This window comes from Veillonella parvula, from assembly GCF_048309325.1.
In the GTDB taxonomy this organism is placed as follows: domain Bacteria; phylum Bacillota; class Negativicutes; order Veillonellales; family Veillonellaceae; genus Veillonella; species Veillonella parvula_T.
The window spans coordinates 421,705-447,101 of sequence record NZ_DBFBTX010000005.1; the positions used below are offsets into that span (position 1 = coordinate 421,705).

27 protein-coding genes and 1 tRNA gene are annotated in these 25,397 nt (G+C 37.3%); 27 read left to right on the forward strand and 1 reads right to left on the reverse strand.

Annotation, left to right across the window (positions count from 1 at the left end; all coding sequences use genetic code 11):
- Positions 1-50 precede the first annotated feature (50 nt).
- Positions 51-239: a 50S ribosomal protein L28 gene (rpmB, locus tag ACMKPP_RS06765; protein WP_008601135.1), complete on the reverse strand. Its 189-nt coding sequence runs from the start codon at positions 237-239 to the stop codon at positions 51-53.
- Between the two features lie 223 nt (positions 240-462).
- On the opposite strand from rpmB, the gene recG reads away from it, so the two are divergent.
- The 27 genes from recG to sufC all read left to right on the forward strand — a co-directional run bounded on the left by recG (position 463) and on the right by sufC (position 25,389).
- Complete coding sequence (gene recG / locus ACMKPP_RS06770) at positions 463-2,505, forward strand: ATP-dependent DNA helicase RecG (RefSeq protein WP_077708490.1); 2,043 nt, start codon at positions 463-465, stop codon at positions 2,503-2,505.
- 130 nt (positions 2,506-2,635) lie between these two features.
- Positions 2,636-2,821, forward strand: coding sequence for a 4-oxalocrotonate tautomerase (locus ACMKPP_RS06775; RefSeq protein WP_004696087.1), 186 nt, complete (start codon positions 2,636-2,638; stop codon positions 2,819-2,821).
- 76 nt (positions 2,822-2,897) lie between these two features.
- Positions 2,898-4,352, forward strand: a complete 1,455-nt coding sequence (gene guaB, locus ACMKPP_RS06780) for an IMP dehydrogenase (protein WP_004696085.1) — start codon at positions 2,898-2,900, stop codon at positions 4,350-4,352.
- Positions 4,353-4,367: 15 nt separating this feature from the next.
- Complete coding sequence (locus ACMKPP_RS06785; protein ID WP_077708489.1) at positions 4,368-5,090, forward strand: WecB/TagA/CpsF family glycosyltransferase; 723 nt, start codon at positions 4,368-4,370, stop codon at positions 5,088-5,090.
- A gap of 14 nt (positions 5,091-5,104) precedes the next feature.
- Positions 5,105-5,746, forward strand: a complete 642-nt coding sequence (locus ACMKPP_RS06790; protein WP_004696080.1) for a phosphatidylserine decarboxylase family protein — start codon at positions 5,105-5,107, stop codon at positions 5,744-5,746.
- Entirely contained in the window at positions 5,739-6,410 is a 672-nt protein-coding gene (gene pssA / locus ACMKPP_RS06795; protein WP_077708488.1) for a CDP-diacylglycerol--serine O-phosphatidyltransferase, read from the forward strand. The genes ACMKPP_RS06790 and pssA overlap by 8 nt, the downstream gene beginning before the upstream one ends.
- A gap of 19 nt (positions 6,411-6,429) precedes the next feature.
- A complete protein-coding gene (locus ACMKPP_RS06800; RefSeq protein ID WP_287529076.1) occupies positions 6,430-7,692 on the forward strand; it encodes a glycosyltransferase family 2 protein in 1,263 nt (420 codons plus the stop codon).
- A 17-nt stretch (positions 7,693-7,709) separates the two neighbouring features.
- Positions 7,710-8,471 (forward strand): 5'/3'-nucleotidase SurE, encoded by a 762-nt coding sequence (gene surE / locus ACMKPP_RS06805; protein WP_287529075.1) that lies wholly within the window; start codon positions 7,710-7,712, stop codon positions 8,469-8,471.
- 54 nt (positions 8,472-8,525) lie between these two features.
- Positions 8,526-8,609: transfer RNA gene (locus ACMKPP_RS06810), tRNA-Leu, on the forward strand.
- Positions 8,610-8,703: 94 nt separating this feature from the next.
- Complete coding sequence (locus ACMKPP_RS06815) at positions 8,704-9,495, forward strand: hypothetical protein (RefSeq protein WP_418369523.1); 792 nt, start codon at positions 8,704-8,706, stop codon at positions 9,493-9,495.
- 68 nt (positions 9,496-9,563) lie between these two features.
- Positions 9,564-9,935 (forward strand): holo-ACP synthase, encoded by a 372-nt coding sequence (acpS, locus tag ACMKPP_RS06820; RefSeq protein WP_287529072.1) that lies wholly within the window; start codon positions 9,564-9,566, stop codon positions 9,933-9,935.
- Position 9,936: 1 nt separating this feature from the next.
- Positions 9,937-11,514 carry an NAD(P)H-hydrate dehydratase gene (locus ACMKPP_RS06825; protein WP_418369524.1) on the forward strand — a complete coding sequence of 526 codons (1,578 nt, stop codon included), beginning with the start codon at positions 9,937-9,939 and terminating at the stop codon, positions 11,512-11,514.
- A complete protein-coding gene (locus ACMKPP_RS06830) occupies positions 11,511-12,455 on the forward strand; it encodes a ComEC/Rec2 family competence protein (RefSeq protein WP_302942619.1) in 945 nt (314 codons plus the stop codon). The genes ACMKPP_RS06825 and ACMKPP_RS06830 overlap by 4 nt, the downstream gene beginning before the upstream one ends.
- Positions 12,456-12,699: 244 nt before the next feature.
- Positions 12,700-13,797 (forward strand): N-acetylmuramoyl-L-alanine amidase family protein, encoded by a 1,098-nt coding sequence (locus tag ACMKPP_RS06835; RefSeq protein ID WP_120054837.1) that lies wholly within the window; start codon positions 12,700-12,702, stop codon positions 13,795-13,797.
- 3 nt (positions 13,798-13,800) lie between these two features.
- Positions 13,801-14,361, forward strand: a complete 561-nt coding sequence (locus ACMKPP_RS06840; protein ID WP_314985027.1) for a GerMN domain-containing protein — start codon at positions 13,801-13,803, stop codon at positions 14,359-14,361.
- Between the two features lie 112 nt (positions 14,362-14,473).
- A complete protein-coding gene (gene thiL, locus ACMKPP_RS06845) occupies positions 14,474-15,454 on the forward strand; it encodes a thiamine-phosphate kinase (RefSeq protein ID WP_418369525.1) in 981 nt (326 codons plus the stop codon).
- The gene (tsaE, locus tag ACMKPP_RS06850) at positions 15,444-15,938 is read left to right on the forward strand and encodes a tRNA (adenosine(37)-N6)-threonylcarbamoyltransferase complex ATPase subunit type 1 TsaE (RefSeq protein WP_418369526.1); all 495 of its coding nucleotides are present in this window, start codon (positions 15,444-15,446) and stop codon (positions 15,936-15,938) included. The genes thiL and tsaE overlap by 11 nt, the downstream gene beginning before the upstream one ends.
- The gene (gene tsaB / locus ACMKPP_RS06855) at positions 15,922-16,680 is read left to right on the forward strand and encodes a tRNA (adenosine(37)-N6)-threonylcarbamoyltransferase complex dimerization subunit type 1 TsaB (protein WP_302942628.1); all 759 of its coding nucleotides are present in this window, start codon (positions 15,922-15,924) and stop codon (positions 16,678-16,680) included. The genes tsaE and tsaB overlap by 17 nt, the downstream gene beginning before the upstream one ends.
- Entirely contained in the window at positions 16,680-17,129 is a 450-nt protein-coding gene (gene rimI, locus ACMKPP_RS06860) for a ribosomal protein S18-alanine N-acetyltransferase (RefSeq protein WP_418369527.1), read from the forward strand. Before tsaB ends, rimI begins: the two co-directional genes overlap by 1 nt.
- The gene (gene tsaD / locus ACMKPP_RS06865) at positions 17,126-18,157 is read left to right on the forward strand and encodes a tRNA (adenosine(37)-N6)-threonylcarbamoyltransferase complex transferase subunit TsaD (RefSeq protein ID WP_302942631.1); all 1,032 of its coding nucleotides are present in this window, start codon (positions 17,126-17,128) and stop codon (positions 18,155-18,157) included. Before rimI ends, tsaD begins: the two co-directional genes overlap by 4 nt.
- 2 nt (positions 18,158-18,159) lie before the next feature.
- Positions 18,160-19,551, forward strand: coding sequence for a sensor histidine kinase (locus ACMKPP_RS06870; protein ID WP_295815239.1), 1,392 nt, complete (start codon positions 18,160-18,162; stop codon positions 19,549-19,551).
- The gene (locus ACMKPP_RS06875) at positions 19,552-20,130 is read left to right on the forward strand and encodes an ANTAR domain-containing response regulator (RefSeq protein ID WP_120054829.1); all 579 of its coding nucleotides are present in this window, start codon (positions 19,552-19,554) and stop codon (positions 20,128-20,130) included.
- A 131-nt stretch (positions 20,131-20,261) separates the two neighbouring features.
- Complete coding sequence (gene groES, locus ACMKPP_RS06880; protein WP_004696047.1) at positions 20,262-20,543, forward strand: co-chaperone GroES; 282 nt, start codon at positions 20,262-20,264, stop codon at positions 20,541-20,543.
- A 112-nt stretch (positions 20,544-20,655) separates the two neighbouring features.
- Positions 20,656-22,281, forward strand: a complete 1,626-nt coding sequence (gene groL / locus ACMKPP_RS06885; protein ID WP_077708474.1) for a chaperonin GroEL — start codon at positions 20,656-20,658, stop codon at positions 22,279-22,281.
- Between the two features lie 333 nt (positions 22,282-22,614).
- A complete protein-coding gene (locus tag ACMKPP_RS06890; RefSeq protein ID WP_004696040.1) occupies positions 22,615-23,031 on the forward strand; it encodes a DoxX family protein in 417 nt (138 codons plus the stop codon).
- Positions 23,032-23,094: 63 nt separating this feature from the next.
- On the forward strand, positions 23,095-24,351 hold the full coding sequence (locus ACMKPP_RS06895) for a diaminopimelate decarboxylase family protein (protein ID WP_418369528.1): 1,257 nt from the start codon (positions 23,095-23,097) through the stop codon (positions 24,349-24,351).
- A gap of 294 nt (positions 24,352-24,645) precedes the next feature.
- Complete coding sequence (gene sufC, locus ACMKPP_RS06900; protein ID WP_004696035.1) at positions 24,646-25,389, forward strand: Fe-S cluster assembly ATPase SufC; 744 nt, start codon at positions 24,646-24,648, stop codon at positions 25,387-25,389.
- Positions 25,390-25,397 lie beyond the last annotated feature (8 nt).

The following is a 25,397-nucleotide window of genomic DNA, read 5'->3' on the forward strand; positions in this document are numbered from 1 at the left end:
ACTGCTTTTTTGGGGCTCTAGAACCCCAAAGAGTACATGTACTTTTTATTTTACGCGCGTGTAACTTTATTAGAACGAAGGCAGCGAGTGCATACGTTTACTTTTTTTGTAGCACCGTCTACAACCGCCCGTACTCTTTGAATGTTCGGTTTCCAAGTTTTTCTTGTGCGAATGTGAGAATGACTCACGTTCATACCGCTAGATGTGGATTTACCACATACTTCGCAAAGGTTTGCCATAGTTTCCACCTCCAAGCTTAATCTATAACATAACAAAAGTATATTATCATAAAGAATAGCTTAAAGCAAGTATTTTTGTCGTACATATTGCTCTTTTTATGAAATATACTACAATATAAGGTATACTATATATCATATTCTAAGATATAAATGGACTTTTACACAAGGATATACAAAAATTGGATATATCTCATGTGTTTATCGTATATTTAAAGGAGTTCTTATGGATGAACGATTGACGACTATAAAGGGAATTGGTCCTGGTCGTGAGAAACAATTGCATAAATTGGGAATTACCAATGTTACATCCTTATTGACTTACTTTCCCAGAACCTATGAAGACCGGCGTACGATTTATAGAATTGGTGATTTAAAATCAGGTATGACAGGTGGTATCGTAGGTACTGTTATTGCTGTACAAGAGAAACGCCCTCGCCCTCGATTGTCTATTTTAGAGGTGGTCATTGCAGATGGCACAGGTCCTTTGAAGATTGTTTTGTTTAATCAAGGGTATAAAAAAAACTTTTACAAAAAAGGACAACGTATATATGCATATGGTAAGGCTGAGTTTCAATATGGTTCCATGCAAATGAATACACCGCAAATGGAAAACTTAGGAGACGGTGGTGAACCAGATCGAGGTATCGTTCCTATTTACGCGCTTGCTGATGGGGTATCTCAGTTTGTGGTTCGTTCAACTGTACGTAATTGGTTCGCAGCTAACCATGAATTACCAGAGATTTTACCTGTGGAGGTTCGTGATGATCATCATTATATGAGTCGCTATGATGCTTTTAAGATGATGCATTTCCCAGACTCCTCAGAGCTCTATGAAAAGGCTCGTTATCAATTGGCCTATGAAGAGTTGTTCGTCATGCAAGCTGGTTTAGCTTTGTTGCGAAATAAAGAACAATGCCACAGAGGGCCTAAAATGGGACCAAATGGGGAACTAATGGCTCAGTGTATAGAGAATTTACCGTTTTCCTTAACAGGTGATCAACAACGAGCATTAGAGGATATTCGTATCGATATGGAAGACGAACGACCTATGCAAAGGTTGTTGCAAGGTGATGTAGGCTCTGGTAAAACCGTTGTGGCTACCCTGAGTTTATTAAAAGCCATCGAAAATGGGTATCAGGGGGCAATTATGGCTCCTACGGAGATTTTAGCGGCTCAACATTATGAAGGGATACAAACTGTATGTGCTAATTTAGGTATTACTATAGAACTATTAACTGGATCCTCCACGAAAAAGGAAAAAGAACGCATCTATGAAGGCTTAGCTGATGGAACAATTCATATGATTATTGGAACCCATGCTCTTATTCAAGAGGGGGTTAATTTTCATAATCTAGGCCTTGTTATCGTCGATGAGCAACATCGCTTTGGCGTAGATCAACGGGCGAGATTGCAACAGAAGGGAACATATCCTCATGTACTTATCATGACGGCTACACCAATCCCTCGTACCATGACATTATCCGTATATGGAGATTTAGCAGTATCTTTAATTAAAGAAATGCCACCAGGGCGAAAACCTGTTAAAACATATGCTGTAGATAGTTCTTATAAAGAGAGATTACGCACTTTCTTTTGTAAGGAAATGGCAGAGGGGCGTCAGGTCTACGTGGTGTGCCCTCTTGTAGAAGAATCCGAAAAATTAGACTTGCAAGCCGCTGAGGAATTGTATCTAGAATTAAAAGAGTACTTTTATAAGGCCTATGAAGTGGGCCTCGTTCACGGTCGTATGAAGCCGAGTGAAAAAGATGAAGTGATGAATGCCTTCTATAGGGGTGAAATTTCATTACTTGTTTCTACAACAGTTATCGAAGTGGGGGTTAATGTGCCAAATGCGACCATTATGTGCGTTGAAGGGGCAGAGCGATTTGGTCTATCTCAGCTACATCAGCTGCGGGGCCGTGTAGGTCGTGGCGCTCATCAGTCCTATTGCATTCTTGTTAGTGATTCTAAAAATGATGTAAGTCAAGAGCGCTTAAAGTTGATGGAACAAATCCAGGATGGATTTGAGCTTGCAGAGCAAGATTTATTGCTTCGCGGATCTGGTCAATTATTTGGATTAGCTCAATCGGGGCTGCCAGATTTACGCGTTGCTAATATTATCAAAGATATTGAAATTTTAGTAGAGGCTCGCAAAGATGTACTAGATTTTGCAAATCAATTCGGAATAGAAAAATTAGAATCTATCATGAAAGAAGAATTAGAAAAAAGATTTGGTGAAAAATTTCTAAGAATATTGTATAATTAAGAGGTAGGATTAATAAGTATATAAGCATCGATAATATTAGATTTTATCTGGCTTTTTCCTTGTCTATATGTCCTTCATACCGTATAATAGAACAAACAATTTATTTCATTTTTCATCTATGGAGGTTAATATGCCAATTATTCATGTAGAGCTCGTCGAAGGGCGTACAAAAGAACAAAAGAAACAATTAGGTGAAGCAATTACAAAGGCTGCGGTTGATATCGTAAATGTTCCTGCTGATGCAGTAAAAGTTATCTTCGTAGATATGAAAAAAGACGATTATATGGAAGGCGGCATTTTGCGGTCTGAACGCTAAGGCTACGACTGACCGCCTAGTCCATAGGGACTAGGCGGGTCGTAGTTTTGTTTTATTATACGGAAAGGAAAGAAATATGAGAGACGATAAATTCGGTATGCGTGGACTAACTTTTGATGATGTATTATTAATACCAGCAGCTTCTGATATACTGCCTAATCAAGTAGAGTTAAAAACTCAATTAACTCGTGACATTACATTAAATATTCCTATGATTAGTTCTGGGATGGATACGGTTACTGAATCACGGATGGCGATTGCTATGGCTCGTGAAGGAGGTCTTGGCGTTATCCACAAAAATATGTCTATTGAAGAGCAAGCTCATGAAGTTGACAAGGTAAAACGCTCTGAACACGGTGTTATCGTTGATCCTATTTTCTTAAGCCCTCAAAATTTACTATCCGATGCAGCAGAACTTATGGAAAAATATAAAATTTCTGGTGTACCTATCACAGAACATGGTAAACTAGTAGGGATCATTACAAATCGCGATATGCGTTTTGAAACTGATTTAAGCCGACAAATTGGGGAATGTATGACAAAAGATTCCCTAGTTACTGCACCGGAAGGTACATCTCTTGAAGCGGCGAAAGCTATCTTAAGCGAACATCGTATTGAAAAATTACCTCTTGTAGATGGCGACGGTAACTTAAAAGGCTTAATTACGATTAAAGATATTGAAAAAGCGACTAAATATCCAAATGCAGCAAAGGATGGTAGTGGCCGATTATTAGTTGGTGCTGCAGTAGGTGTTTCTCAAGATTTGTATGATAGACTTGATGCGCTTGTATCTGCTAAAGCTGACGTAATTATTGTTGATACTGCCCATGGGCATTCTGCAGGTGTTCTTCGTACGTTGAAGGACATTAAACAAGCGTATCCTCACATTCCTGTAATTGCAGGTAATGTGGCAACTGCAGCAGGCACTGAGGCTCTTATCGAAGCTGGAGCTGATGCAGTTAAGGTTGGTATAGGACCTGGGTCTATTTGTACAACTCGTGTCATTGCTGGCATTGGGGTACCTCAAATCACAGCAGTCTATGAGTCTGCTCAAGTGGGGCGTCGCTATGGAGTTCCTATCATTGCTGATGGGGGGATTAAATATTCTGGAGATATTGCTAAAGCTATTGCGGCTGGTGCTAATGTAGTTATGATGGGTAATATTTTAGCGGGTACTGATGAAAGCCCTGGAGAAACAGTGATTTATCAAGGCCGTTCTTATAAAGTATATCGAGGCATGGGTAGTCTAGGGGCTATGAAACTCGGTAGTAAAGATCGATATTTCCAAACAGAAGCTAAGAAATTAGTTCCTGAAGGTATAGAAGGTCGTGTACCATATAAAGGTATGTTGGCCGATACAATTTTCCAAATGGTTGGTGGTTTGCGTGCAAGTATGGGGTATTGTGGATGTCATAACATCCAAGAAATGATTGAAAACACTCAATTCATTCAAATTACAGCGGCTGGTTTGAAAGAAAGTCATCCGCATGATGTAAGCATTACCGTTGAAGCACCAAATTATAGTGGTTGATAATGGAGTATTACATTGAATAAACGTATTTCTGTTTTATCTGTGCCTATCGATTGCGTCACAATGGATGAGGCAGTCCAACGTATTTTGCAATTAACTGAACAGCCGGGGCTACATTTAGTAGCAACGGCTAATGCAGAAATGGTTATGTTGGCTAATGAAAATCCTACATTGCACTCCATATTGAATAATGCTAGTCTCGTCGTTCCCGATGGGGCTGGCATTTTGTGGGCTGCAGAGCGTCAAGGAGAACATGTGCCTGAACGCGTAACAGGTGTAGACGTAACTATGGAATTGTTTAAAGTTGCGGCGACTCATCAAATTCCTGTATACTGCTTGGGGGCGGCACCTGGTGTTGCTCAACGAGCGATTGATAATGTATCTGCTCAGGTAGGTGTATTAAATATAGCAGGAATTCATGACGGATTCTTTGATAGTGCAGAGGAACAAGAAATCATTAAATCTATAGCTGAATCTAAGGCAAAATTAGTATTTGTTGCCTTAGGTGTGCCAAAGCAAGAACAATGGATTGCAGAAAAGTTGAGTCACCTCAATGGCGTAGTTGCCATCGGAATTGGTGGTTCCTTTGATGTCTTGGCAGGTAATATTCCTCGGGCCCCAGAATGGATGCAACAAAATCGACTTGAATGGTTGTATCGATTATATTTAGAACCTCAACGGATTGGCCGCATGTTGGCTATTCCAAAGTTTATGTGGACCGTTATTAGAAATAAATAGAGGAGTGTTGAATCGTGCCTACAGGACCAATAATTAAGGAAGGGTTTCCTCTGATAGGAGCTATGCTCATTATCACTGTGGTGTTAGGATATTTAGGACATTATGTAATTGCGATTATTTCATTTATTCTGGCATTATTTTTCGTCAATTTCTTTAGAAATCCTAAACGTGTAATCCCTCAAGATCCAGATTTGATTTTATCCCCAGCGGACGGTAAAATCATGGATATTTCTGATGTATACGAAGATATTTACTTACATAAAGAGTGTAAAAAAGTAACTATTTTCTTATCTGTTTTTGACGTACATGCTAATCGTGCGCCTATTGATGGTAAAATTACGTACCGTCACTATACGATGGGTAGTTTCCTACCAGCATTCAAAGATGATGTAGGTTTTGAAAATGAACGTCATACTATTTGTATTGAAAATGATCGTACTTCCGTATTAGTAACGCAAATTGCGGGCCTTTTAGCAAGACGTATCGTATCTTGGACAGACCTAGATAGTGTACTTGAACGTGGTCAGTTGTACGGGATGATTAAGTTCGGTTCCTGTACTGAGCTCTATATGGATAAGGATGTAGAGTTGTTCGTGGAAAAAGGTCAACATATTACAGGTGGTGATACTGTTATCGGGAGGTTACGACATGAATAAATCTATTATTCCAAATTTATTTACTAGTGCAAACTTAGCATTTGGTGTTCTTGGTATTACATTGTCTGCTACTAATAATACATTCTGCGCAGCCATATGTATATTATTGTCTTTAGTAGCAGATGGGTTAGATGGGCGTGTAGCAAGAGCTTTAGGAGTTGCAGGACCAATGGGCCGGGAACTTGATTCTCTGTCTGATGTAGTGGGATTTGGTGTAGCGCCTGCCTATATGCTTTATATGAAAGAATTATATGGTTTAGGATGGATTGCATATGTGCCACTATTAGCTTTTGCAGTGCTTGGTGCATTTCGTTTAGCGCGATTTAATATTAAAACTGACGAAGTTCATGGCTATTTTGAAGGTTTACCAATTCCAGCCGCTGGATGTTTAGCAGCGACCTACGTATTGTGTGGCGTATCGGTACCTCAATTTGTGTTGGTAGTTTGTATGATTGGTATAGGTCTCCTTATGGTTAGTGAAGTTAAATATCCCGATTTTAAAGGTAAAAGTGAGATTTATATCAATAAGCTTTCTATTGTACTCACAGCCATATTTGTTGTAGCTTGTCTCGTGTATGATTGGCATACATGGGCCGTTATGATTTTTGCTGGCTATGTAATGTTTGGGCTTATTAACGGGGCTTTAAATATAGTGCGTAAATAGATGTGTGGAGGAGAATAGTATGAATTACCTACTGGATCTATTACTGATTCCTATGCAGGTAATAATCGTAATTTATACGGTTTATTATTTTATACTCGCTGTCGTAGGTATGTGGCGATCGCGAGTACATAAAAATTATACCCCTAAAAATTCCTTTGCCATCGTTGTATGCGCTCATAATGAGGAAGCTGTTGTTGGTGAGTTAGTTAAAAACTTACGTGGCCTAGATTATCCAGATGATCTGTACGATATTTTTGTAGTTGCCGATAACTGTACAGATAAGACTGCGGAAGTAGCAAGTGCTGCTGGCGCTAATGTACATGTACGTGAAAATAAACAAGAAATAGGTAAAGGTTATGCCATGGGGTGGATGTTTGATCGGGTAGAACAAATGGATCGGAAATATGATGCATTTCTGATTTTTGATGCCGATAATTTAGTACATCCTCAATTTATGTTAGAAATGAATGATCATCTTGAAAAAGGTGAGTCTGTAATTCAAGGTTACTTGAACTCTAAAAATCCAACTGACTCTTGGGTTGCAGGTACGTTCTCCATCGCCTTTTGGATGGTTAACCATATGTGGCATTTAGCAAAATATCGTCTTGGTTTATCTACGGCCTTAGGTGGTACAGGCATGTGTATTCGTACATCTATTATTCGCGAATACGGTTGGGATTGCAATAGCTTAACCGAAGATATGGAATTTTCCATGAAGCTATTAACTCATGGTATCCGTACTTGTTGGGGGCATGATGCTATCGTATACGATGAAAAGGTTACAACTATGATGGCTTCTTGCAGACAACGTTTACGGTGGGCTCAGGGGCAATTTGACTGTGCGGGTCGATATATTCCTAAATTATTTGCTATTGGTATCAAAACAGGGAATATTATGATTTTGGATGGTATCTTCCAAGTGAGTCAACCTTATTTCTTGTTGTTAACAACTATATATTTGGTACTGTCTTACATCAATGCGTATACTCCAATCTATACAAATATTTTGTATCAAATTATGCCTATGTCTGTGTGGACAATTATAGGTGTGGGGCAATACTTATTCCCGTTAATCGTATTATTGAAAATCAAGGTACCACCAAAGATTTGGTTCTATTATTTACTATATCCATTATTCGTATATTCTTGGATTCCAGTAAATATCCTAGGTTGGTTCCGCCGTCATAATAAGGTATGGTCTCATACAGTCCATACGAGAGCCGTGGGATTAGATGATGTTAAATTAACACGTATGGGCAATATGAATAAGAATGAAAAATAGAATCTATAGGAGTGACTATGCATATTTTAATGTGTAATGACGATGGTATTTTAGCAGATGGTTTACGTCATCTTGCATCGTATTTAAGTCAATATTATAGAATTACCGTTGTAGCACCTGCTAATGAGCAAAGTGCTAAATCCCATGCATTGACGACCGAGGTTCCATTGAAACTAGATGCTTACAATGGCGAGGATGAAAATCCTCGCCTTTATGCTCTAACGGGAACGCCGTCCGATTGCATGAAGTTCGGTCTTAGTTATTTATTGACTGATGATATGCCAGATCTTGTAATTTCTGGCATTAATCACGGGTTTAATTTAGGCTCTGATGTATTGTATTCTGGCACTGTTTCGGCAGCTATGGAAAGTTGTTTCTATGGTATTCCTGGTTTAGCATTATCTGTTGAGAGATATTCTGTTGAACGGGGAAATGAAATACATCCATTTATACATGAATTGATTGAGAAAATTTATGTGGCGGGTCAGTTTAGTGGTTTGCTAAATGTGAACTTTCCATTACGTGGTGCATGTGATTGGGACCATTTTAAAATGGTGAGCCAAGGTTTACAAACCTATAGTAATATTATCGAAGCTCGCATCAATTCAAGAGGACAGGATTATTATTGGTTAGCTGGCGAGCTAGACTATGGTGCTGAAAGTGTTCCTACCGATGTAGAATTTGCCCGTAAAGGCTATATTACAGGTGTCGCACTTACATGGAAACAACAATGTGATACAGATATGAAAACGGTTCAAAATATTTTAGATGAAATATAAAAAATATGTTGACATTGCTTAGGGATGTCTGTATAATAACAAATGTTCCGATACGCCGGAGTGGCGGAATGGCAGACGCACTTGACTCAAAATCAAGCGGGTAACACCGTGTGGGTTCAAGTCCCACCTCCGGCACCAACATTAGGCGGTAAGACTTTTGTCTTACCGCCTATTTTTATATTTATGAATTTATATACCATAATATACATTATTAATTTCATGAGGTGACAGTATGGATCAAGGTGTAATTGATTATATTACAAATATCTTTGATATTCCTAAACTTACTCAACAGGTTAGCGCTGTACAGATGCCATTGCCATTATCTCGCTTGGCAGAAATACCATTAGATGGATCTGTAAATCAGTGTCAAGGATTTTGTTATAATTCTAAAAAAGACGTTTTTGTTTTAGCTTGTATTAATTCTGATAATACAAAGCAAATCATTTATGAAATTAACCCTAAAACCTTTACTGTTGTTGCGAAATATGAGTATAGTCATAAAAGTTTATTAGGTCATATGAATACCTTAACTTATAATTCTGTCAATAATCGTTACTATACAACAAATGCTGTTGTAGATGGATATAACCTTACTCCTATTGAAGCGGATAGCATGATTGTTGAAGCGCCTATTAAACTAAAAGAGAAAGTTTTTAATTTTGCATATGATAAAGTACGCGATGAATATGTATCAATTGTGCCTTTAACAAACTCTGAACGGACAATTAATTATTACGACTCTAATTTTAATCGTATTCGTTCTTATAAAATTAATGCTAATCATACAAACTTAAATAATAACGGTGCTTACGCATCTAATGGAAATACTTTATTTACAACTTTGACAACCTTTGTATATGTCGATGAAGAGGGAGTTGTTAAAAATATTAGCCCTTATGCTTCTGGAATGGAAGTAGAAGACATGGATTGTCGAAATGGTCAAATGTATATGGCGGTTAATCGTAAAGGTAAAGTTGAAATTTATAGTTTGTCTAGCTCACCATTTTCGGTAAATGTCTAGATATTACTTATGTTTTTATCACCTTTATGAGTGTATAATAATAGTGTTAGGGTATTTTAGGAGCTATTATGAAATTAGGGAATGATATTATAGAAATTGACCGCATCCGTCAAGCTATAGAGAAATCAAGCTCATTTCAAGAGCGTGTTTATACGATTCATGAGATTGAATATTGTAAAAGCCGGAATAAAGGCTGTTATGAATCTTTTGCTGGAATATATACTGCAAAAGAGGCTTTCATTAAAGCTTTGGGAACAGGGATGCGTTATGGATCATGGCAAGATATAGAAATTTACCATGATGAGTGGGGAGCACCCTTAATTCGCTTACAAGATACTTTCAAAGATATTTACGAAACATCAGGCTATACTGATATTCATGTGTCTATTAGTCATTGCAAGGATTATGCAATGAGTACAGTCATACTTGAAGGAGCATAAGATGAATATTTTAACAACTGAAGATGCTCGATTTATAGATCAAGAGGTTCCTAAGCAATTAGGAGTTTCTTTAGAAATCCTCATGGAAAATGCTGGGCGTGGTATCGTAGATGCCTTATGGGGAGAATACGATTTGTTTTCCCTGAATAATGGTCGTTCCATAAATAGTTTTGTTTTATTCATATGTGGTACGGGTAATAATGGGGCAGATGGCCTTGTAGCGGCTCGTCATTTGATGGAGCAAGGTGTATCAGTACAAATTGCACTAGTAGGAGATACAAACAAGTGTAGTAATCTTTTTGCAGTGCAACTAGAGCGCTGTGAAGCTATGGGTTGTATCATCAATATGTATGATGAATTCAATGATTGGTCCAATGTAGCTATCGCTGTGGAAGGTATCCTGGGAACAGGTTTAACTGGAAAATTAAGAGACTTGACCATCGATATATTGCATGATATTGATACTATGCGTAGTCAGTATAATTTTGATTTGTGGGCTATTGATGTACCTGCGGGTTTGGATGCTACTACTGGTCAAGTAGCGGAAGGCACACTGACCTATGATTATACTGTTACTTTTGGGGCAATCAAACAAGGTTTGTTATTATATCCAGGAAAGGTTATAGGAGGAACCTCAGTGGTTGCTCCATTGGGTGCTCCTTGGCAGCAGGTACTGGGTGAACGTGTTAGAACAATAACCATTGATTTTGATTTAGCAGAAAAAATTATCAACTATCGTACACCAATGGCGCATAAAGGCGTTAATGGAAATACTTTAATTATTGGTGGTTCAAATGATATGATAGGAGCCCCTATTTTAGCTGCTGAAGCTGCAGTTCATAGCGGTGCTGGTAAGGTAACATTGGCCGTGCCTCAAATAATCAAGCAGGTTGTACAAAGTCGTGTCATACCTGAGGTGATGGTTACTTCTACAGAGAATAATAAAGAACTTTTTGATTGTCGCCAAGTTGTTGCTATGGGACCGGGGTTAGGTCGCACCCATGAAAATTGTGATTTAGTAGATCATATTTTAGATGCTTACGAAGGAGCATTAGTACTAGATGCTGATGCTTTGTATACATTGGGACATGTTGGTTGTATTGATAAAGATATTTTGCGAGATGGTGATATTGAGTCTGCATATGCAGTAGAAAGAGAACTTCCATATTGTGTCATGACACCTCATTTAGGTGAATTTAGTAGACTTATTGATTTACCTATTAAATGGATTGAGCGTCATTATATTACGTTGGCTAGAGAATTTGCTAAGGCTCATCAAGTTATTCTTGTACTAAAAGGAATTCCTTCAATTGTGGCATTACCTGATGGCACAGTGTATGTAAATACTATCGGTAATGCGGGCATGGGGACTGGCGGTATGGGCGATGTGCTGACTGGTGTAATTGCTGGTTTTATAAGTCAGGGTTATTCACTACAAGATAGTGCTGTTCTAGGTGTATATGTACATAGTCGTAGTGCAGATATTCTGAATGAAACAAAGAGTTGGGGTTATACTCCGAGTGATGTCAGTGCTTCTTTAGGCTGTGTTATTAGTGAATTATTGGGAGATTATGAATGACAAATATAATACAACGCTTTATAGCTTTCTTGCTAGTATTATGTATTCCTATCTTCGCCATTGCAGGATGCACAAATAATGATGTAGCAAACGCAGCAAATCAAGTAACTACTAATGCTAATGGGGCTTACTCTATCGATACTAAAACGACTGTCCCTGAAGGTAAGCTAGATGTATATATGCTAGATATTGGTCAGGGGGATGCTATATTACTTAAGGTAGGCGATGAGTATAGCATGATCGATACTGGTGACATAGAACATCGTGAAAATATTGTAGCTCAACTTAAAACTATGGGTGTAACAAAGTTAAAAAATATTATTATCACGCATCCTCATGCTGATCATATGGGTGGTTTTTATGCTATTGCAAAGGCTATGCCTATTGAACATGTATATGATGATGGTATTGCTGTTGATAATAATATGTACAAAACCTATGAAAAATGGATTGAGAAAAATAAAATTCAACGAACTACTTTGAGAAGTGGAGATGTAGTTGATTTTGGACATGGTGCTGTCTTTGTAGTATATGCTCCTTGGGTTGAACCTTTGACTGATAAAAAAGGAGAGACAGATCTTAATAATAATTCTATTGTAGGTAAATTAATCTTCGGTAAATTTTCTATGCTCTTTACGGGTGATGCTGAATTACAAGAAGAGAAAAAACTTATAAAAGAGCAGAATTCTAGATTGTTTTCTCGTATTCTTAAGGTAGGTCATCACGGTTCTCGTACAAGTAGCTCTGAAGATTTTTTGAAATCTATTAAGCCTGAAAGTGCATTAATTTCAAATGGCATGTATAATAAGTATGGTCATCCTCACGATGTGACATTACGTCGTTTACAGGAAAATAATATTGCTATTTACCGTACAGATACGATGGGTCGTATTCATATTAGTACGGATGGGAATGAATGGCAAATTACAACTGAACGTTAGTTTTGATTACTTATACAAAAAATAATTTTATGAAACTGTTTTTTGTGTATTCTGAATAAGGTCTTTATATAGTAATATGTGTAATCGGCATACTAATCTTCATGTTTGTATGAAATAATCTATTTATAATCTAACATTAGTTTATGGATAGATTGGAACGATGAGATTTTGATAGATAAAAATATCATCGACTCATCTCTATGGTTTGGACACTATGTATGTCAGTTAGATTGGAGTGAATGTATTGCGTAAACTATTTTTTATGTGCCTTGCAGTCTTGATGGCAATACCTTTATTATTGACGCAAGCAAAGGCAGCTAATTTAGAAGATGCTCGATGGGTGACTAGAACAGATGCACCTGTACCGTATGTTCGTATTGTTATGGACTTATCGGCACCTATAAAGGCGTCTGCATCAATTAGCAAAGATGGGAAAACTACGACTGTTACTTTAAAAAATACAAAGCTAAAGACGGCTAAAGAGAACATTTCTATGGACTCGGCTATTGCTAGCTCTGCCAAACTTTCACAAGATGGCAGAGATGTTAAAGTAACAATCAAGACACCTTCATCTATTGATACTAGTGATGTAAAGGTTTTTTCCTTGAAAAAAGATACGGTTAATAAGAAACCGTATCGTATCGTTGTTGATGTTCAGAAAAAAGGTGTTGCAGCTAAGCCCGCTTACTATGGTAAAAAGCCATCTCAATCTGCGCATCCAGCAAAAAATGTATCTACAGAATCTGGTAAATACTCTACTAGTGGCGGTTTATCTGGTAAAACAATTACTATTGACCCAGGACATGGTGGTAGTGATTCAGGTGCTATTGGACCTCACGGTGTACAAGAGAAAAACATTACACTACCGATTTCTATGTATTTGAAAAAATCTTTAGAAAATCGTGGTGCTAAAGTGCTTATGACTCGTACTACTGATGTAGATGTATATGGCCCTAATGCAAGTGGTGTTGATGAATTGGGGGCTCGTGTTAACGTGGCTAACCGTAGCAATTCTGATGCTCTTGTAAGCGTTCATATCAACGCATTTAATAATCCTAGCGTTGGTGGTATTGCAACATATTACTATAGCAAAACCGGTAACGATGCTCGATTAGCGCAAAAGGTACAATCTCAAATTGCTAACACACCTGGTTTCAATGGTGATCGTGGCATTCAAGAAGGTAACTTATACGTGTTGAGACATTCTAATATGCCTGCAATTCTTGTAGAGCTTGGTTTTATTTCTAACCCTAATGAGGAACGTGTGCTACAATCTCCTCAAACTCAAGAAGACTTTGCTAACCGCATTGCAAATGGTATTGCTAATTACTTTGGAGGTTAATCGATGAAATTACGTAAACAAGTTCTATCGATTCTCTGTGTAGGTATGCTGGCATTTGTAGTGGGTTGTACACATGAACAAGCTCCTACAACAGGTAAAAGTGAACCTGCGCAAGAGACGAAAGTCAATAAGGATGCAGAAACAAGTAAAGTATCTCAAGAAAAAGTTAAGATGGCCTTCTTTGTTCCTACAGAGGATGGTTCTGGGGTAAAACAAACTACCGTTGAGATAGAGGCGAATAAAGTTACGCCTAAAGCAGCTCTTTTAGCGATGTTAAATGCCGATAGAGCACAAAAATATCCAGTGTTCTCTAAGGATATTGAAATTACATCTGTTACTGTAAAAGATGGCATTGCTTCTGTTGAAGTAAATGATGCATTCATAAAGGGTAATGGAGGAGATTTAACTGTTAAGTTACAAATGGCTGCCATTGTAAATACGTTGACATCCTTTGATAATATTAATGGTGTTCTATTCGTCAATAATGGTAAAAAGGTTCCAACTGTAGGCTCCTTTGATACTAAAGAACCTGTTAAGAGAATGACGAATCTAATTAAAAAATAATTCTTTTAGGAACATTTATAGCAGATAGTTGATATATCAACTATCTGCTATTTTTGTTGTCTTTTATATATGTTACAATACAATAAGTAATAATAGGAAACTAGGTGATCAGATGCAATTAAAAGATGTTGGGGAATTTAATTTCATTCGTCAAATTCAAAATAACACGATTTACAACCCTAATACCGTAGTGTACGGTATTGGTGATGATTGCGCTATTTATAAAACTGAACAAAATACAGAGCAATTGATAAGCACTGACACGATGGTAGAAGGTATTCATTTTAGCTTTCACTATATGAAGCCCTATGATGTAGGGTATCGTCTTATGACGGCTAATTTGAGTGATGTTGCGGCTATGGGTGGCATTCCTAGACAAATTGTATTATCTCTTGCTGTACCAGACCATATTGATACAGAAATTCTTGATGAAATTTATAGGGGAATTAAAGATCAATGTATGCGGTATCAACTCAATATATTGGGTGGAGATACGGTACGTACGGAAGGCCCCATGGTTTGGACCGTAACAATTATCGGAGAGGTTCCTAAAGGTACTGCGGTTATGCGAAGTGGTGCGAAAGTAGGAGACGTTGTTGGTCTTACAAACTATGTAGGCTATGCAGCTACAGGTTTAGGTGCGTTATCATATAATTTAGTAGGCTATGATATGACCAAAGTGGGGCATCAACGTCCTGAACCACAGATTGAATTGGGGCAAAAATTGCGACGACTTGGTATCCATAGTATGAATGATATTAGCGATGGACTAGGTAGTGAATTGAATGAAATCGCTGTAGCTAGTAATGTTTCTATTGTATTTGAAGAACAAGCAATCCCTTTACACGAGGAGACTTACGAATTAGCTAAGCATTTACAAACTAATCCAGTAGATTATGCTTTGTATGGTGGAGAAGACTTTCAGTTAGTCTTTACAGCGCCAAAATCACTACTTTCGGAATTGGAAAAACTAGCAGGCATTACGTTGATTGGAGAAGTTTTATCTGGCCCTCCTCGGGTTCAAATGGTAACATCCGATAAAACGATTAAGGCCATAGAAGCGAAAGGATATAATCATTTTCATGAAGGATAAGGTTCAGGTCCAATTAGAGACTCATACAGTAGAAGATACACAACAATTTGGCCAACTATTAGGCGAATGGATTAAACGTAATGGGGATTCTCTTTGTATAGCCTTAATTGGTGACTTGGGGACAGGAAAAACACATTTGTCGCAAGGCATTGCAAAGGGCTTTGGGGTTACTGAAGAAATTACAAGTCCCACCTTTGCTATCATGAATACCTATGATGTGAATAGAACTCATTTATATCATTTTGACGTATATCGCTTGGAAGATGTTAGTGAACTGGAAAATATTGGCTTCTATGAATATACAGAAGAATGCGTATCCATTGTAGAATGGGCCGATAAATTCCCTCATGAATTACCTGATGAAACGTTATGGATTTATTTAACGCGCATTGACGATACAAGCCGTTCCATTACATTAGCTAGTGATTACCTTACAGCGGATGATTTAGTAGAAATAGGAGGCCCATATGTGGTTGGGAATTGAGACGAGCTCACTCGTGTCGAGTGTGGCTTTAATGGATGAAAGTTGCCTAATTGGGGAATTGACCATTCAAGCTGGATTGACTCATTCTGAGCAGTTGGTACCTCATATTGATATGCTATTACGAGCCTCTCAAGTTGAAAAAAGTGAATTAAAAGGTATTATGGTCAGCATTGGGCCTGGTTCTTTTACGGGTTTACGGATCGGTATGGGGACAGCTAAAGCTATGGCTTATGCCTTACAAATTCCTTTATATGGCGTAATGACCATGGACAGTTTAGCTCGTAATGTAGTTTATACGGACCGCACGATTTGTACCGTTATTGATGCTCAAAAAAAACATGTCTATGCAAGTATCTACAAATATGATGGTAATGAATTAGTCTGCAAAGAGGAGCCTTTTGTCATTGCTGCTAATGATTTATTAGATCGACTCCGAGCATCTGAAGAACATGTAGTATTTCTTGGGGATGGCGTCAAGCGAATAGAGAAGCTACTCGATGAAAGTGATACAAATTTAACGATTTTAGATATATCGCAACGTATTCCAAAAGCTAGTTCTCTATTACTGGCTGGCCGTAGATTGGTAGTCTCTGAAGAGAGTTCTGACCCTATGGATATGGTTCCTTATTATATTCGACGCTCAGAAGCAGAAGTGTTATGGGAAGAACGCCATAAAAATAATCCTGAAATGTTGAACCAAAATCCTACAGTTGTAGTTACTGAGGCAGCAGGAGCAGAATAATGGAGATTCGTTTAGCTACCATAGATGATGCTCAAGCTATTTATGCTATTGAGCAGCAGTCTTTTTCTGTTCCTTGGAGTTTAGAATCTGTTTTTGGTGAGTTAGAAGGGGCATCAAATAAATTATATATGGTAATTTGTGAGGAGAACCAAATTGTTGGATACGCAGGTGTTTGGCTCGTATACGATGAAGGTCAAATTACGAATATCGCCATTATTCCTTCCGCACGAGGTAAGGGATACGGATCAAAACTTACAAAACAATTAATAGATGAATGTCTTACGAGAGGTATGAAAGAAATTTTCTTAGAGGTGCGCATATCTAATCTTGCAGCATTGGCTATGTATAGAAATTTAGGATTTTCTGTAAAAGGAATTCGTAAAGATTATTATTCAGAGCCTACGGAAGATGCTTATATTATGTCTCTCGTTTCAGAGGAAATAGAATGAGTATATACACATTAGCCTTGGAAAGTAGCTGTGACGAAACCTCTGCTTCTGTCCTTAAGGACGGGCGTACTGTTTTGTCTAATGTTATTTCAAGCCAAGTGCCAATACATAGAAAATTTGGTGGCGTTGTACCTGAAATTGCATCACGTCATCACATAGAACAAGTAATACCCGTTATAGACCAAGCATTACGTGATGCAAATGTGACTTTACAAGATATCGATCATATTGGTGTAACGTATGGTCCCGGTCTTGTAGGGGCCTTATTAGTTGGTGTAGCTGCTGCAAAAGGTTTATCTTTTGCTACAGGTATTCCCTTGGTGCCAGTCCACCACATGGAAGGTCATATTTTTGCTAATTTTTTAGCAAATCCTGAATTAGAACCACCATTTCTGAGTCTTGTTGTATCTGGCGGACATACCATGTTAGTACATGTAAAAGGCTATGAAGAATTTGATATACTTGGTCAAACCCGAGACGATGCGGCAGGTGAAGCCTTTGATAAAATTGCTCGGGTTATGGGATTCCCTTATCCAGGTGGACCTCATATTGATGCGCTTGCTACCGAAGGGAATCCAGAGGCTATTGAATTTCCAAAGGCTTTAAGTGAACCTGGTAATTTTGAATTTAGCTTTAGTGGATTAAAATCCGCTGTTCTGAACTATTTAAATAGCAAGCAACAAAAGAATGAGTCTATCAATCAAGCTGATGTGGCCGCATCATTCCAAAAGGCCATCGTTGATGTATTAGTAGAAAAGACGAAAGATGCAGCACATACATTAGGTGAAAGTCGAATTACTATTGCTGGCGGTGTATCAGCTAATAAAGGCTTACAAAAAGCGTTAGAAGCTATGTGCGAAAAAGAAGGTTTTACTTATTACAAACCGCATAAAATTTTGTCTACTGACAATGCGGCCATGATCGGTTGTCGAGCTTATTATATGGCACAAGCTGGAAAATTTGCCGATTTAACACTAAATGCTAAGCCCAGTGTTGAAATTGGTTACGTATCTTGGAAAGAGGATTAATTGTGGATATTGGTCAAGATATTTTAAATAGAACACCATTAGGACCATTACAAATCTCATTACTTGAGCATATTAGTAAACTCATATCCTTTGGCGAGTCGTTAACTCGTCAAAGGATACAGATTTTTACACCTCTATTAGAGACAGGAAAAAGTGAGAGTCCACAACAATGTGCGGATATGCTATGCATAGAACGCAGTGATCAAGGGATTATTACACGTCAATTAAAAGGCAGTCATACGTGGCATGCTATGATGAAAGATGGACAGCCACTTATCGGGTTAGATGATAAGCAACGTCAACATGTTTTTCCTATTGTAGACAATGGAGGTCGTATTATTGGGGGGATATCTTTTACATTGTCATCATCTATTAAGATAGAACAATACGAGCAAGAATATGTTCTGTCTGATACGATGCAACGTCTTATGCTGACAGCTACAGATGAACAAATACTGTCTTACGAACCAATGTCCTATTTTGATGGTTTAATTATTTTTGATGACACTTATAAAATACTGTATGCTAACGATGCAGCTATGAAGTTAGTAGATGTATTAGGCTTTGATCGTCGCTTGGTAGGTTCATCAATTCTTAGCAGTACCTTAAAGATGTCCGCTATACAACAAGTATTATCAGATAGAAGTATACTTACAAATGAAGAAATCTATCAAGATATGGTAATTCGTCAACATATGATTCCTATTGCTATGGGGCGTAATGAAACGCGTTGCTTCTTGGTGCTTCATGATTGTACGCGTGAAAGTAAACAGCAACAAGAATTATTAGTAAAAAATTCCATTATTAAAGAGATTCATCACCGTGTAAAAAACAACTTACAAACTGTAGCAGGTTTATTGCGGATGGAAGCGAGACGCTCCAGTTTGCCAGAAGTGAAGCAAGCACTGCAAGAAGGGATTAACCGTATTGAAAGTATGGCTCTTGTTCACGATATAGTGTCCCATTACGATGAGGACTATATTGGTATACGATCGATCTATGATGAATTATGTCGATTGTTGCGTATGAGTATGGTGCGACAAGACCAAGAGGTTACTTTTTCTTACAGTGGCGAAGACATATTAATCTCCTCTCATATGGCAAGTTATGTATCTCTCATAATCAATGAATTGATTAGTAATAGTTTAGAACATGGTTTAGATGGTAGAAATGGTCAAATTCATCTGACTGCAACGGATATAAACGGGAGTATCGAACTAGCTTTTTCGGATAATGGTAAAGGATTGCCTAGCAATTTTTCTTTCACATCTAATAAACGTTTAGGTCTAACTATTATTAATAATTTAGTTACCCACGAATTGAAGGGTAGTTTATCCATAGAAAATACTGGTACAGGTGTATTGGTGACGATACATATGAAGAAGGAGGCATAAATGCGCGTTTTAATCGTGGATGATGAATCTCTAATACGTATGGATTTACGAGATATTATTGAGTCTTGTGGTCATGAAGTCGTTGCAGAAGGTACAAATGGTGTTGAAGCTTTAGAACTTTGTAAAAAACATAAGCCAGATATTATATTGATGGATGTTAAAATGCCAGAATTAGATGGTATTGAGGCGGCACGTCAAATTGGCTTTCACCATGAAGCACCTGTAGTATTATTAACAAGTTATAGCCAGCAAGATTTAATCGATAAGGCTCGAGATTCTGGTGTATATGGCTATTTAATTAAACCAGTACGGGAGGAACAGTTAGTTCCTTCCTTAGAGATGGCTTTAGGTCGCTATAAAAGTGATGCTCAGTTGCGCGAAAAGATGGCTGAGCTAGAACAGTCATTAGAAGATCGTAAAATCATTCAAATGGGAACTGGTATATTAATGGAACTATATTCTATATCTGAAGCGGAAGCGTATAATCGCATTCGCACCTTAAGTATGAATAAACAAATATCTATTATAGAAACATGTAATCTCATCATTAAACAGTCTAATAAGTCAAATAATATCTAAAAAGTCAAAAAATCAAAATTAGTACTTGCAATTATTTTAACTTCGGTTATAATAATACTTGTAATTAGCACTCGATGAGCTAGAGTGCTAATAAATTATGGAGATTAACTAGTAAAAAGGAGTGACATTATATGTTAAAACCATTAGCTGACCGCGTTCTTATCCGTCTAGAAGCAAAAGAAGAAAAAACTAAAAGTGGTATCTTCCTTCCTGATACAGCAAAAGAAAAACCTCAAGAAGGTGTAGTTGTAGCTGTAGGTGCTGGTAAAGTATATGACAATGGTCAACGTGTAGCTCCAGAAGTTAAAGTTGGCGACACTGTTATGTTCGCAAAATATGCTGGTAGCGAATTAGAAATTGATGGTGCTACTCATTTGATTATTAGCGAACGCGATATTTTAGCAGTATTATAATCGCTAATTTATAGTCTACATGACTATAAAAACTGATGATACATTCTATATTGCCTAAGGGTACATATATTTCGTTACATTGGATAGTGTTACTATTTAGGAGGTAATACATATGGCAAAAGAAATCTTGTTTAATGAAGAAGCTCGTCGTGCTTTAGGTCGTGGCGTAGATCAATTAGCAAATGCTGTAAAAGTTACATTAGGTCCAAAAGGTCGTAATGTTGTGTTGGATAAAAAATTCGGTTCCCCAACAATTACAAATGATGGTGTAACTATTGCTCGCGATATCGAACTTCCAGACCCATTTGAAAACATGGGTGCTCAGTTGGTAAAAGAAGTTGCTACTAAAACTAACGACGTAGCAGGTGATGGTACTACTACTGCCACAGTATTGGCACAAGCTATGATTCAAGAAGGCATGCGCAATGTAGCAGCTGGTGCTAACCCAATGATTTTGAAAAAAGGTATTGAAACAGCAGTAAAAACTTTAGTTGAAGAAATCAAAAAACGCTCTATTAAAGTTTCTGGTAAAGCTGAAATTGCTCAAGTTGCAAGTGTATCTGCTGCTGACGAAGAAATCGGTGGTTTGATTGCTGAAGCTATGGAAAAGGTTGGTAATGATGGTGTTATTACTGTTGAAGAATCCAAAGGTTTGCAAACTGCATTAAATGTAGTAGAAGGTATGCAATTTGATCGTGGTTACATTTCCCCTTACATGGTAACTGACCCTGATCGTATGGAAGCTGTTATGGATAACCCATATATCTTGATTACTGATCGTAAAATCAGTGCTATCGCAGATATGTTGCCAACACTTGAAAAAGTAGTAAAAGTAGGCAAAGAACTTCTTATTATCGCTGAAGATGTAGAAGGGGAAGCGTTGGCTACATTAGTAGTAAACCGTTTGCGTGGTACATTCAAAGCTGTAGCTGTTAAAGCTCCTGGCTTCGGTGATCGTCGTAAAGCTATGCTTGAAGATATTGCTATCTTAACTGGCGGTACGGTAATCACTGAAGATATGGGCCGTAAGCTTGATTCTGTAGAACTTGAAGATCTTGGTACAGCTCGTCAAGTTCGCATCACTAAAGATGAAACTACAATCATTGATGGCGCAGGTGATAAAGATGTAATTACTAAACGCGTTAACCAAATCCGTGCACAAGTTGAAGAAACTACTTCTGATTTCGACCGTGAAAAATTACAAGAACGTCTAGCTAAATTGTCCGGTGGTGTTGCAGTTATCGAAGTAGGTGCTGCTACAGAAGTTGAAATGAAAGATAAGAAACTTCGCATTGAAGACGCATTGAACGCAACCCGTGCAGCTGTCGAAGAAGGTATCGTAGCTGGTGGTGGTACTACATTCATCGATATCATCCCTGCATTGAATACATTGAAAGCTACTGGTGATGTTCAAACTGGTATTAACCTTGTAAAACGCGCTGTAGAAGAACCACTTCGTCAAATTGCATACAACGCTGGTCTCGAAGGTTCTGTAGTAGTAGAAAAAGTTAAAAATACTGAAGCTGGTGTAGGTTTCAATGCCTTGACTGAAGAATACATCGATATGGTTAAAGCTGGTATTGTTGACCCTGCAAAAGTTACTCGTTCTGCCCTTCAAAATGCCGCATCTATCGCATCTCTTGTATTAACTACTGAAACAATCGTAGCTGATAAGGTAGATGAAAATGCAGCAGTTCCTGCAATGCCTCCAATGGGTGGTATGGGCGGTATGATGTAATCAGCTGCTTAGAATTAATTTTATAAGAAATATAATAATCCTAATGAATTGTGAATTACATTTTTTCATATTCATTAGGATTATTTTTTACTGATAAATTAATCTATTGTAAGGGTGTAATATTTTAAATTTCAAATTTCAAAAAAACTATGATTGTATTTAAGCTGACTATATTATATTGATTACATCGATAAAATTGATTTTGTATACAATGTATGATATAATTCTATAGAATTTAATAGTGAGTCTTATTGACATAGTTATTCTCTAATAGTATAATTAATGTATCGAATTTATTCGATTTGCTATATTTGAATTGAAAGAAGGATCACTATGTTGAACTTTATTTTTAAAAGTAAACCTAATTATGTAAACTTTGGCTTATTGATTTATCGCCTTGCATTGGGCATTTCCATGTTTTATCATGGTTATTTAAAATGGCTTAGCGGAGCTGAAGGGCTCTACAAAGTAGGGACTATGTTAGCACCTTTAGGTGTATCCGGTGGTTATGAGATGCTAGGCACTATGGCAGCACTTGCAGAAATGATTGGTGGTATTCTCATTGCAGTAGGATTATTTACACGTATTGGTGCTATTCTAGTTGTAGGTACTTTAGCAACTGCGACTATTGTGAGTTTGAATGGTAGTTTCTTTAGCTGGGACTACCCATCTCAATTAGGCTTTGGTGCACTTATGTTATTCTTTGCTGGTGCTGGTCGCTTTAGTTTAGATAAAGCTTTATTTAAATAATTAGGAAATTAGAATAAAAGACTCATCGGCTGATGAGTCTTTTATTTATGTAGAAAGGTTATCATGAACAAAAAAACAGTTCCATTCACGTCAGAACAATTAGAAAATATTATTGCTCAGTATCCAACTCCATTCCATATTTATGATGAAGAAGGAATTATTGAGAATATGAAATCTTTCATCAATGCATTCTCTTGGAATAAAGGGTTTAAACAATATTTTGCTGTAAAAGCGACTCCGAATCCATATATCATACGTTTATTACAAAAACTTGGAGTTGGTGCAGATTGCTCTTCCTTAGCGGAACTCATTTTATGTGAAAAGGTGGGTATTACTGGACATGATATTATGTTCACATCTAATGACACACCATATGTGGAGTATAAAAAAGCACTTGAAATGGGTGCAATCATCAATCTTGATGATATTACGCATATAGAATATTTAGAAAAAAATCACGGCTCTCTGCCAGATACATTCTGCGTGCGTTATAATCCGGGTTCTTTAAAAGAAGGAGGCAATACAATTATTGGCCTTCCTGAAGAAGCTAAATATGGTATGACACGCGAACAAATATTTGAAGCGTACAAACAATTACAAGCTAAAGGTGTAAAACACTTTGGTATTCATACAATGGTTGTTTCTAACGAACTTGATATTGACGGTTTAGTTGGTACAGCAGAGCTTTGCTTCAATCTTGCTGTAGATATTAAAAAAGAACTTGGTATAACTGTTGAATTTATTGATTTAGGTGGAGGTGTAGGTGTAGCTTATAAACCAGAACAAACACCAGTAGACTTCCGCGCATTAAGCAAGGGTGTAGAAGAAGCGTATAATAGGATTTTAGTAGCTAATGGACTTATTGATGTAGCATTGGCTTATGAATGTGGGCGTATGGTAACAGGTCCATTTGGTTACCTTGTTTCTACTGCTATTCATAAAAAAGATATTTATCGTCATTACATCGGTTTAGATGCTTGTATGGCAAATCTTATGCGTCCGGCATTGTATGGCTCTTATCATCATATTACCGTAATGGGGAAAGAAAATGCTCCCAAGGATCATGTATATGATGTAACAGGCTCCTTATGTGAAAATAATGATAAATTTGCTATTCAACGAGAGCTGCCAAAAATTGATATTGGAGATCGTGTCATCATTCACGATGCTGGTGCACATGGACATTCTATGGGTTTCAATTATAATGGTAAATTACGTTCTGCAGAGTTATTGCTACATAAAGATGGCTCTGTTACACAAATTCGTCGTGCTGAAACATACGATGATTTATTTGGAACTCTTGATTTTTCAAACCTATAATTTAATATTGAGAATCGAATAGGATGAGAATTAATATTAATAAAAACCTATCAATATATGTAATACTTGATATTCTTTTAATTCCTGTATATTTTAGTAGGAATATCTTGCTATCATTTAGATAAGAATGTATAATGAGTGTAGATTGTTATGCACATACTTGCTAAGTTGGCGAGAATTACGGCGGTATTCACGTTAGTGCGTACCGCCTTTTTATATGTGTCAGTATATACGTTTTATATATAACGAATGTATGTTTCTTATGGTTACATACAAATAAAAGGAGTGAACATTTTGGCTGAATTACTTCAGATAAAAGATTTAAAGGTATCTGTTGAAGAGAAACAAATCTTGAAAGGTATTGATTTAACAATTAATAAAGGTGAAATTCATGTTGTGATGGGGACAAATGGTGCTGGTAAATCTACACTTGCTAATGCAATCATGGGTAACTCTACATATACAGTAGATAGTGGTTCTATCATTTTTGATGGTAAGGATATTACGGAAGATGCAGTAAACGATCGTGCAAAAGCGGGTATTTTTATGTCCTTCCAAAATCCAATTTCTATTCCTGGTATTACTGTAGAAAACTTCATTCGTACAGCTAAATCCACAATTACTGGTGAAAATGTACGTGCATTATCTTTCAAAAAAGAATTGAAAGAAAAAATGGATGAATTGTCCTTTGATTTATCTTATGCGCAACGTTATGTAAATGAAGGCTTCTCTGGTGGTGAACGCAAGAAGAATGAAATTCTTCAAATGTCCATTTTGAATCCTAAATTGGCTATTCTTGATGAAACTGATTCTGGCCTTGACGTAGATGCGGTTCGTATCGTATCTGAAGGTGTACAACGTTTCCATAACGAAGAAAATGCTGTATTAATCATTACTCATCATAACCAAATCTTGCAAAAACTAAAACCAGACTATGTTCATGTGTTGATCAATGGCAAGATTGTTAAAACTGGTGATGCTTCTCTTGTACGTGAAATCGAAGAAAAAGGTTATGACGCATACAAAGCATTAGCATAGGAGGCATA

Excerpts from the sequence above, each read along its gene's own strand:
- ACMKPP_RS06830 (WP_302942619.1), top strand. The coding sequence starts at position 11,511 with ATGACAAATATAATACAACGCTTTATAGCTTTCTTGCTAGTATTATGT.
- ACMKPP_RS06875 (WP_120054829.1), top strand. The coding sequence starts at position 19,552 with ATGCGCGTTTTAATCGTGGATGATGAATCTCTAATACGTATGGATTTA.
- rimI (WP_418369527.1), top strand. The coding sequence starts at position 16,680 with ATGGAGATTCGTTTAGCTACCATAGATGATGCTCAAGCTATTTATGCT.
- ACMKPP_RS06775 (WP_004696087.1), top strand. The coding sequence starts at position 2,636 with ATGCCAATTATTCATGTAGAGCTCGTCGAAGGGCGTACAAAAGAACAA.
- ACMKPP_RS06800 (WP_287529076.1), top strand. The coding sequence starts at position 6,430 with ATGAATTACCTACTGGATCTATTACTGATTCCTATGCAGGTAATAATC.
- thiL (WP_418369525.1), top strand. The coding sequence starts at position 14,474 with ATGCAATTAAAAGATGTTGGGGAATTTAATTTCATTCGTCAAATTCAA.
- ACMKPP_RS06840 (WP_314985027.1), top strand. The coding sequence starts at position 13,801 with ATGAAATTACGTAAACAAGTTCTATCGATTCTCTGTGTAGGTATGCTG.
- ACMKPP_RS06890 (WP_004696040.1), top strand. The coding sequence starts at position 22,615 with ATGTTGAACTTTATTTTTAAAAGTAAACCTAATTATGTAAACTTTGGC.
- guaB (WP_004696085.1), top strand. The coding sequence starts at position 2,898 with ATGAGAGACGATAAATTCGGTATGCGTGGACTAACTTTTGATGATGTA.
- pssA (WP_077708488.1), top strand. The coding sequence starts at position 5,739 with ATGAATAAATCTATTATTCCAAATTTATTTACTAGTGCAAACTTAGCA.
- rpmB (WP_008601135.1), bottom strand. The coding sequence starts at position 239 with ATGGCAAACCTTTGCGAAGTATGTGGTAAATCCACATCTAGCGGTATG.
- tsaD (WP_302942631.1), top strand. The coding sequence starts at position 17,126 with ATGAGTATATACACATTAGCCTTGGAAAGTAGCTGTGACGAAACCTCT.
- recG (WP_077708490.1), top strand. The coding sequence starts at position 463 with ATGGATGAACGATTGACGACTATAAAGGGAATTGGTCCTGGTCGTGAG.
- ACMKPP_RS06815 (WP_418369523.1), top strand. The coding sequence starts at position 8,704 with ATGGATCAAGGTGTAATTGATTATATTACAAATATCTTTGATATTCCT.
- ACMKPP_RS06825 (WP_418369524.1), top strand. The coding sequence starts at position 9,937 with ATGAATATTTTAACAACTGAAGATGCTCGATTTATAGATCAAGAGGTT.
- surE (WP_287529075.1), top strand. The coding sequence starts at position 7,710 with ATGCATATTTTAATGTGTAATGACGATGGTATTTTAGCAGATGGTTTA.
- acpS (WP_287529072.1), top strand. The coding sequence starts at position 9,564 with ATGAAATTAGGGAATGATATTATAGAAATTGACCGCATCCGTCAAGCT.
- ACMKPP_RS06895 (WP_418369528.1), top strand. The coding sequence starts at position 23,095 with ATGAACAAAAAAACAGTTCCATTCACGTCAGAACAATTAGAAAATATT.
- groES (WP_004696047.1), top strand. The coding sequence starts at position 20,262 with ATGTTAAAACCATTAGCTGACCGCGTTCTTATCCGTCTAGAAGCAAAA.
- tsaB (WP_302942628.1), top strand. The coding sequence starts at position 15,922 with ATGTGGTTGGGAATTGAGACGAGCTCACTCGTGTCGAGTGTGGCTTTA.
- groL (WP_077708474.1), top strand. The coding sequence starts at position 20,656 with ATGGCAAAAGAAATCTTGTTTAATGAAGAAGCTCGTCGTGCTTTAGGT.
- tsaE (WP_418369526.1), top strand. The coding sequence starts at position 15,444 with ATGAAGGATAAGGTTCAGGTCCAATTAGAGACTCATACAGTAGAAGAT.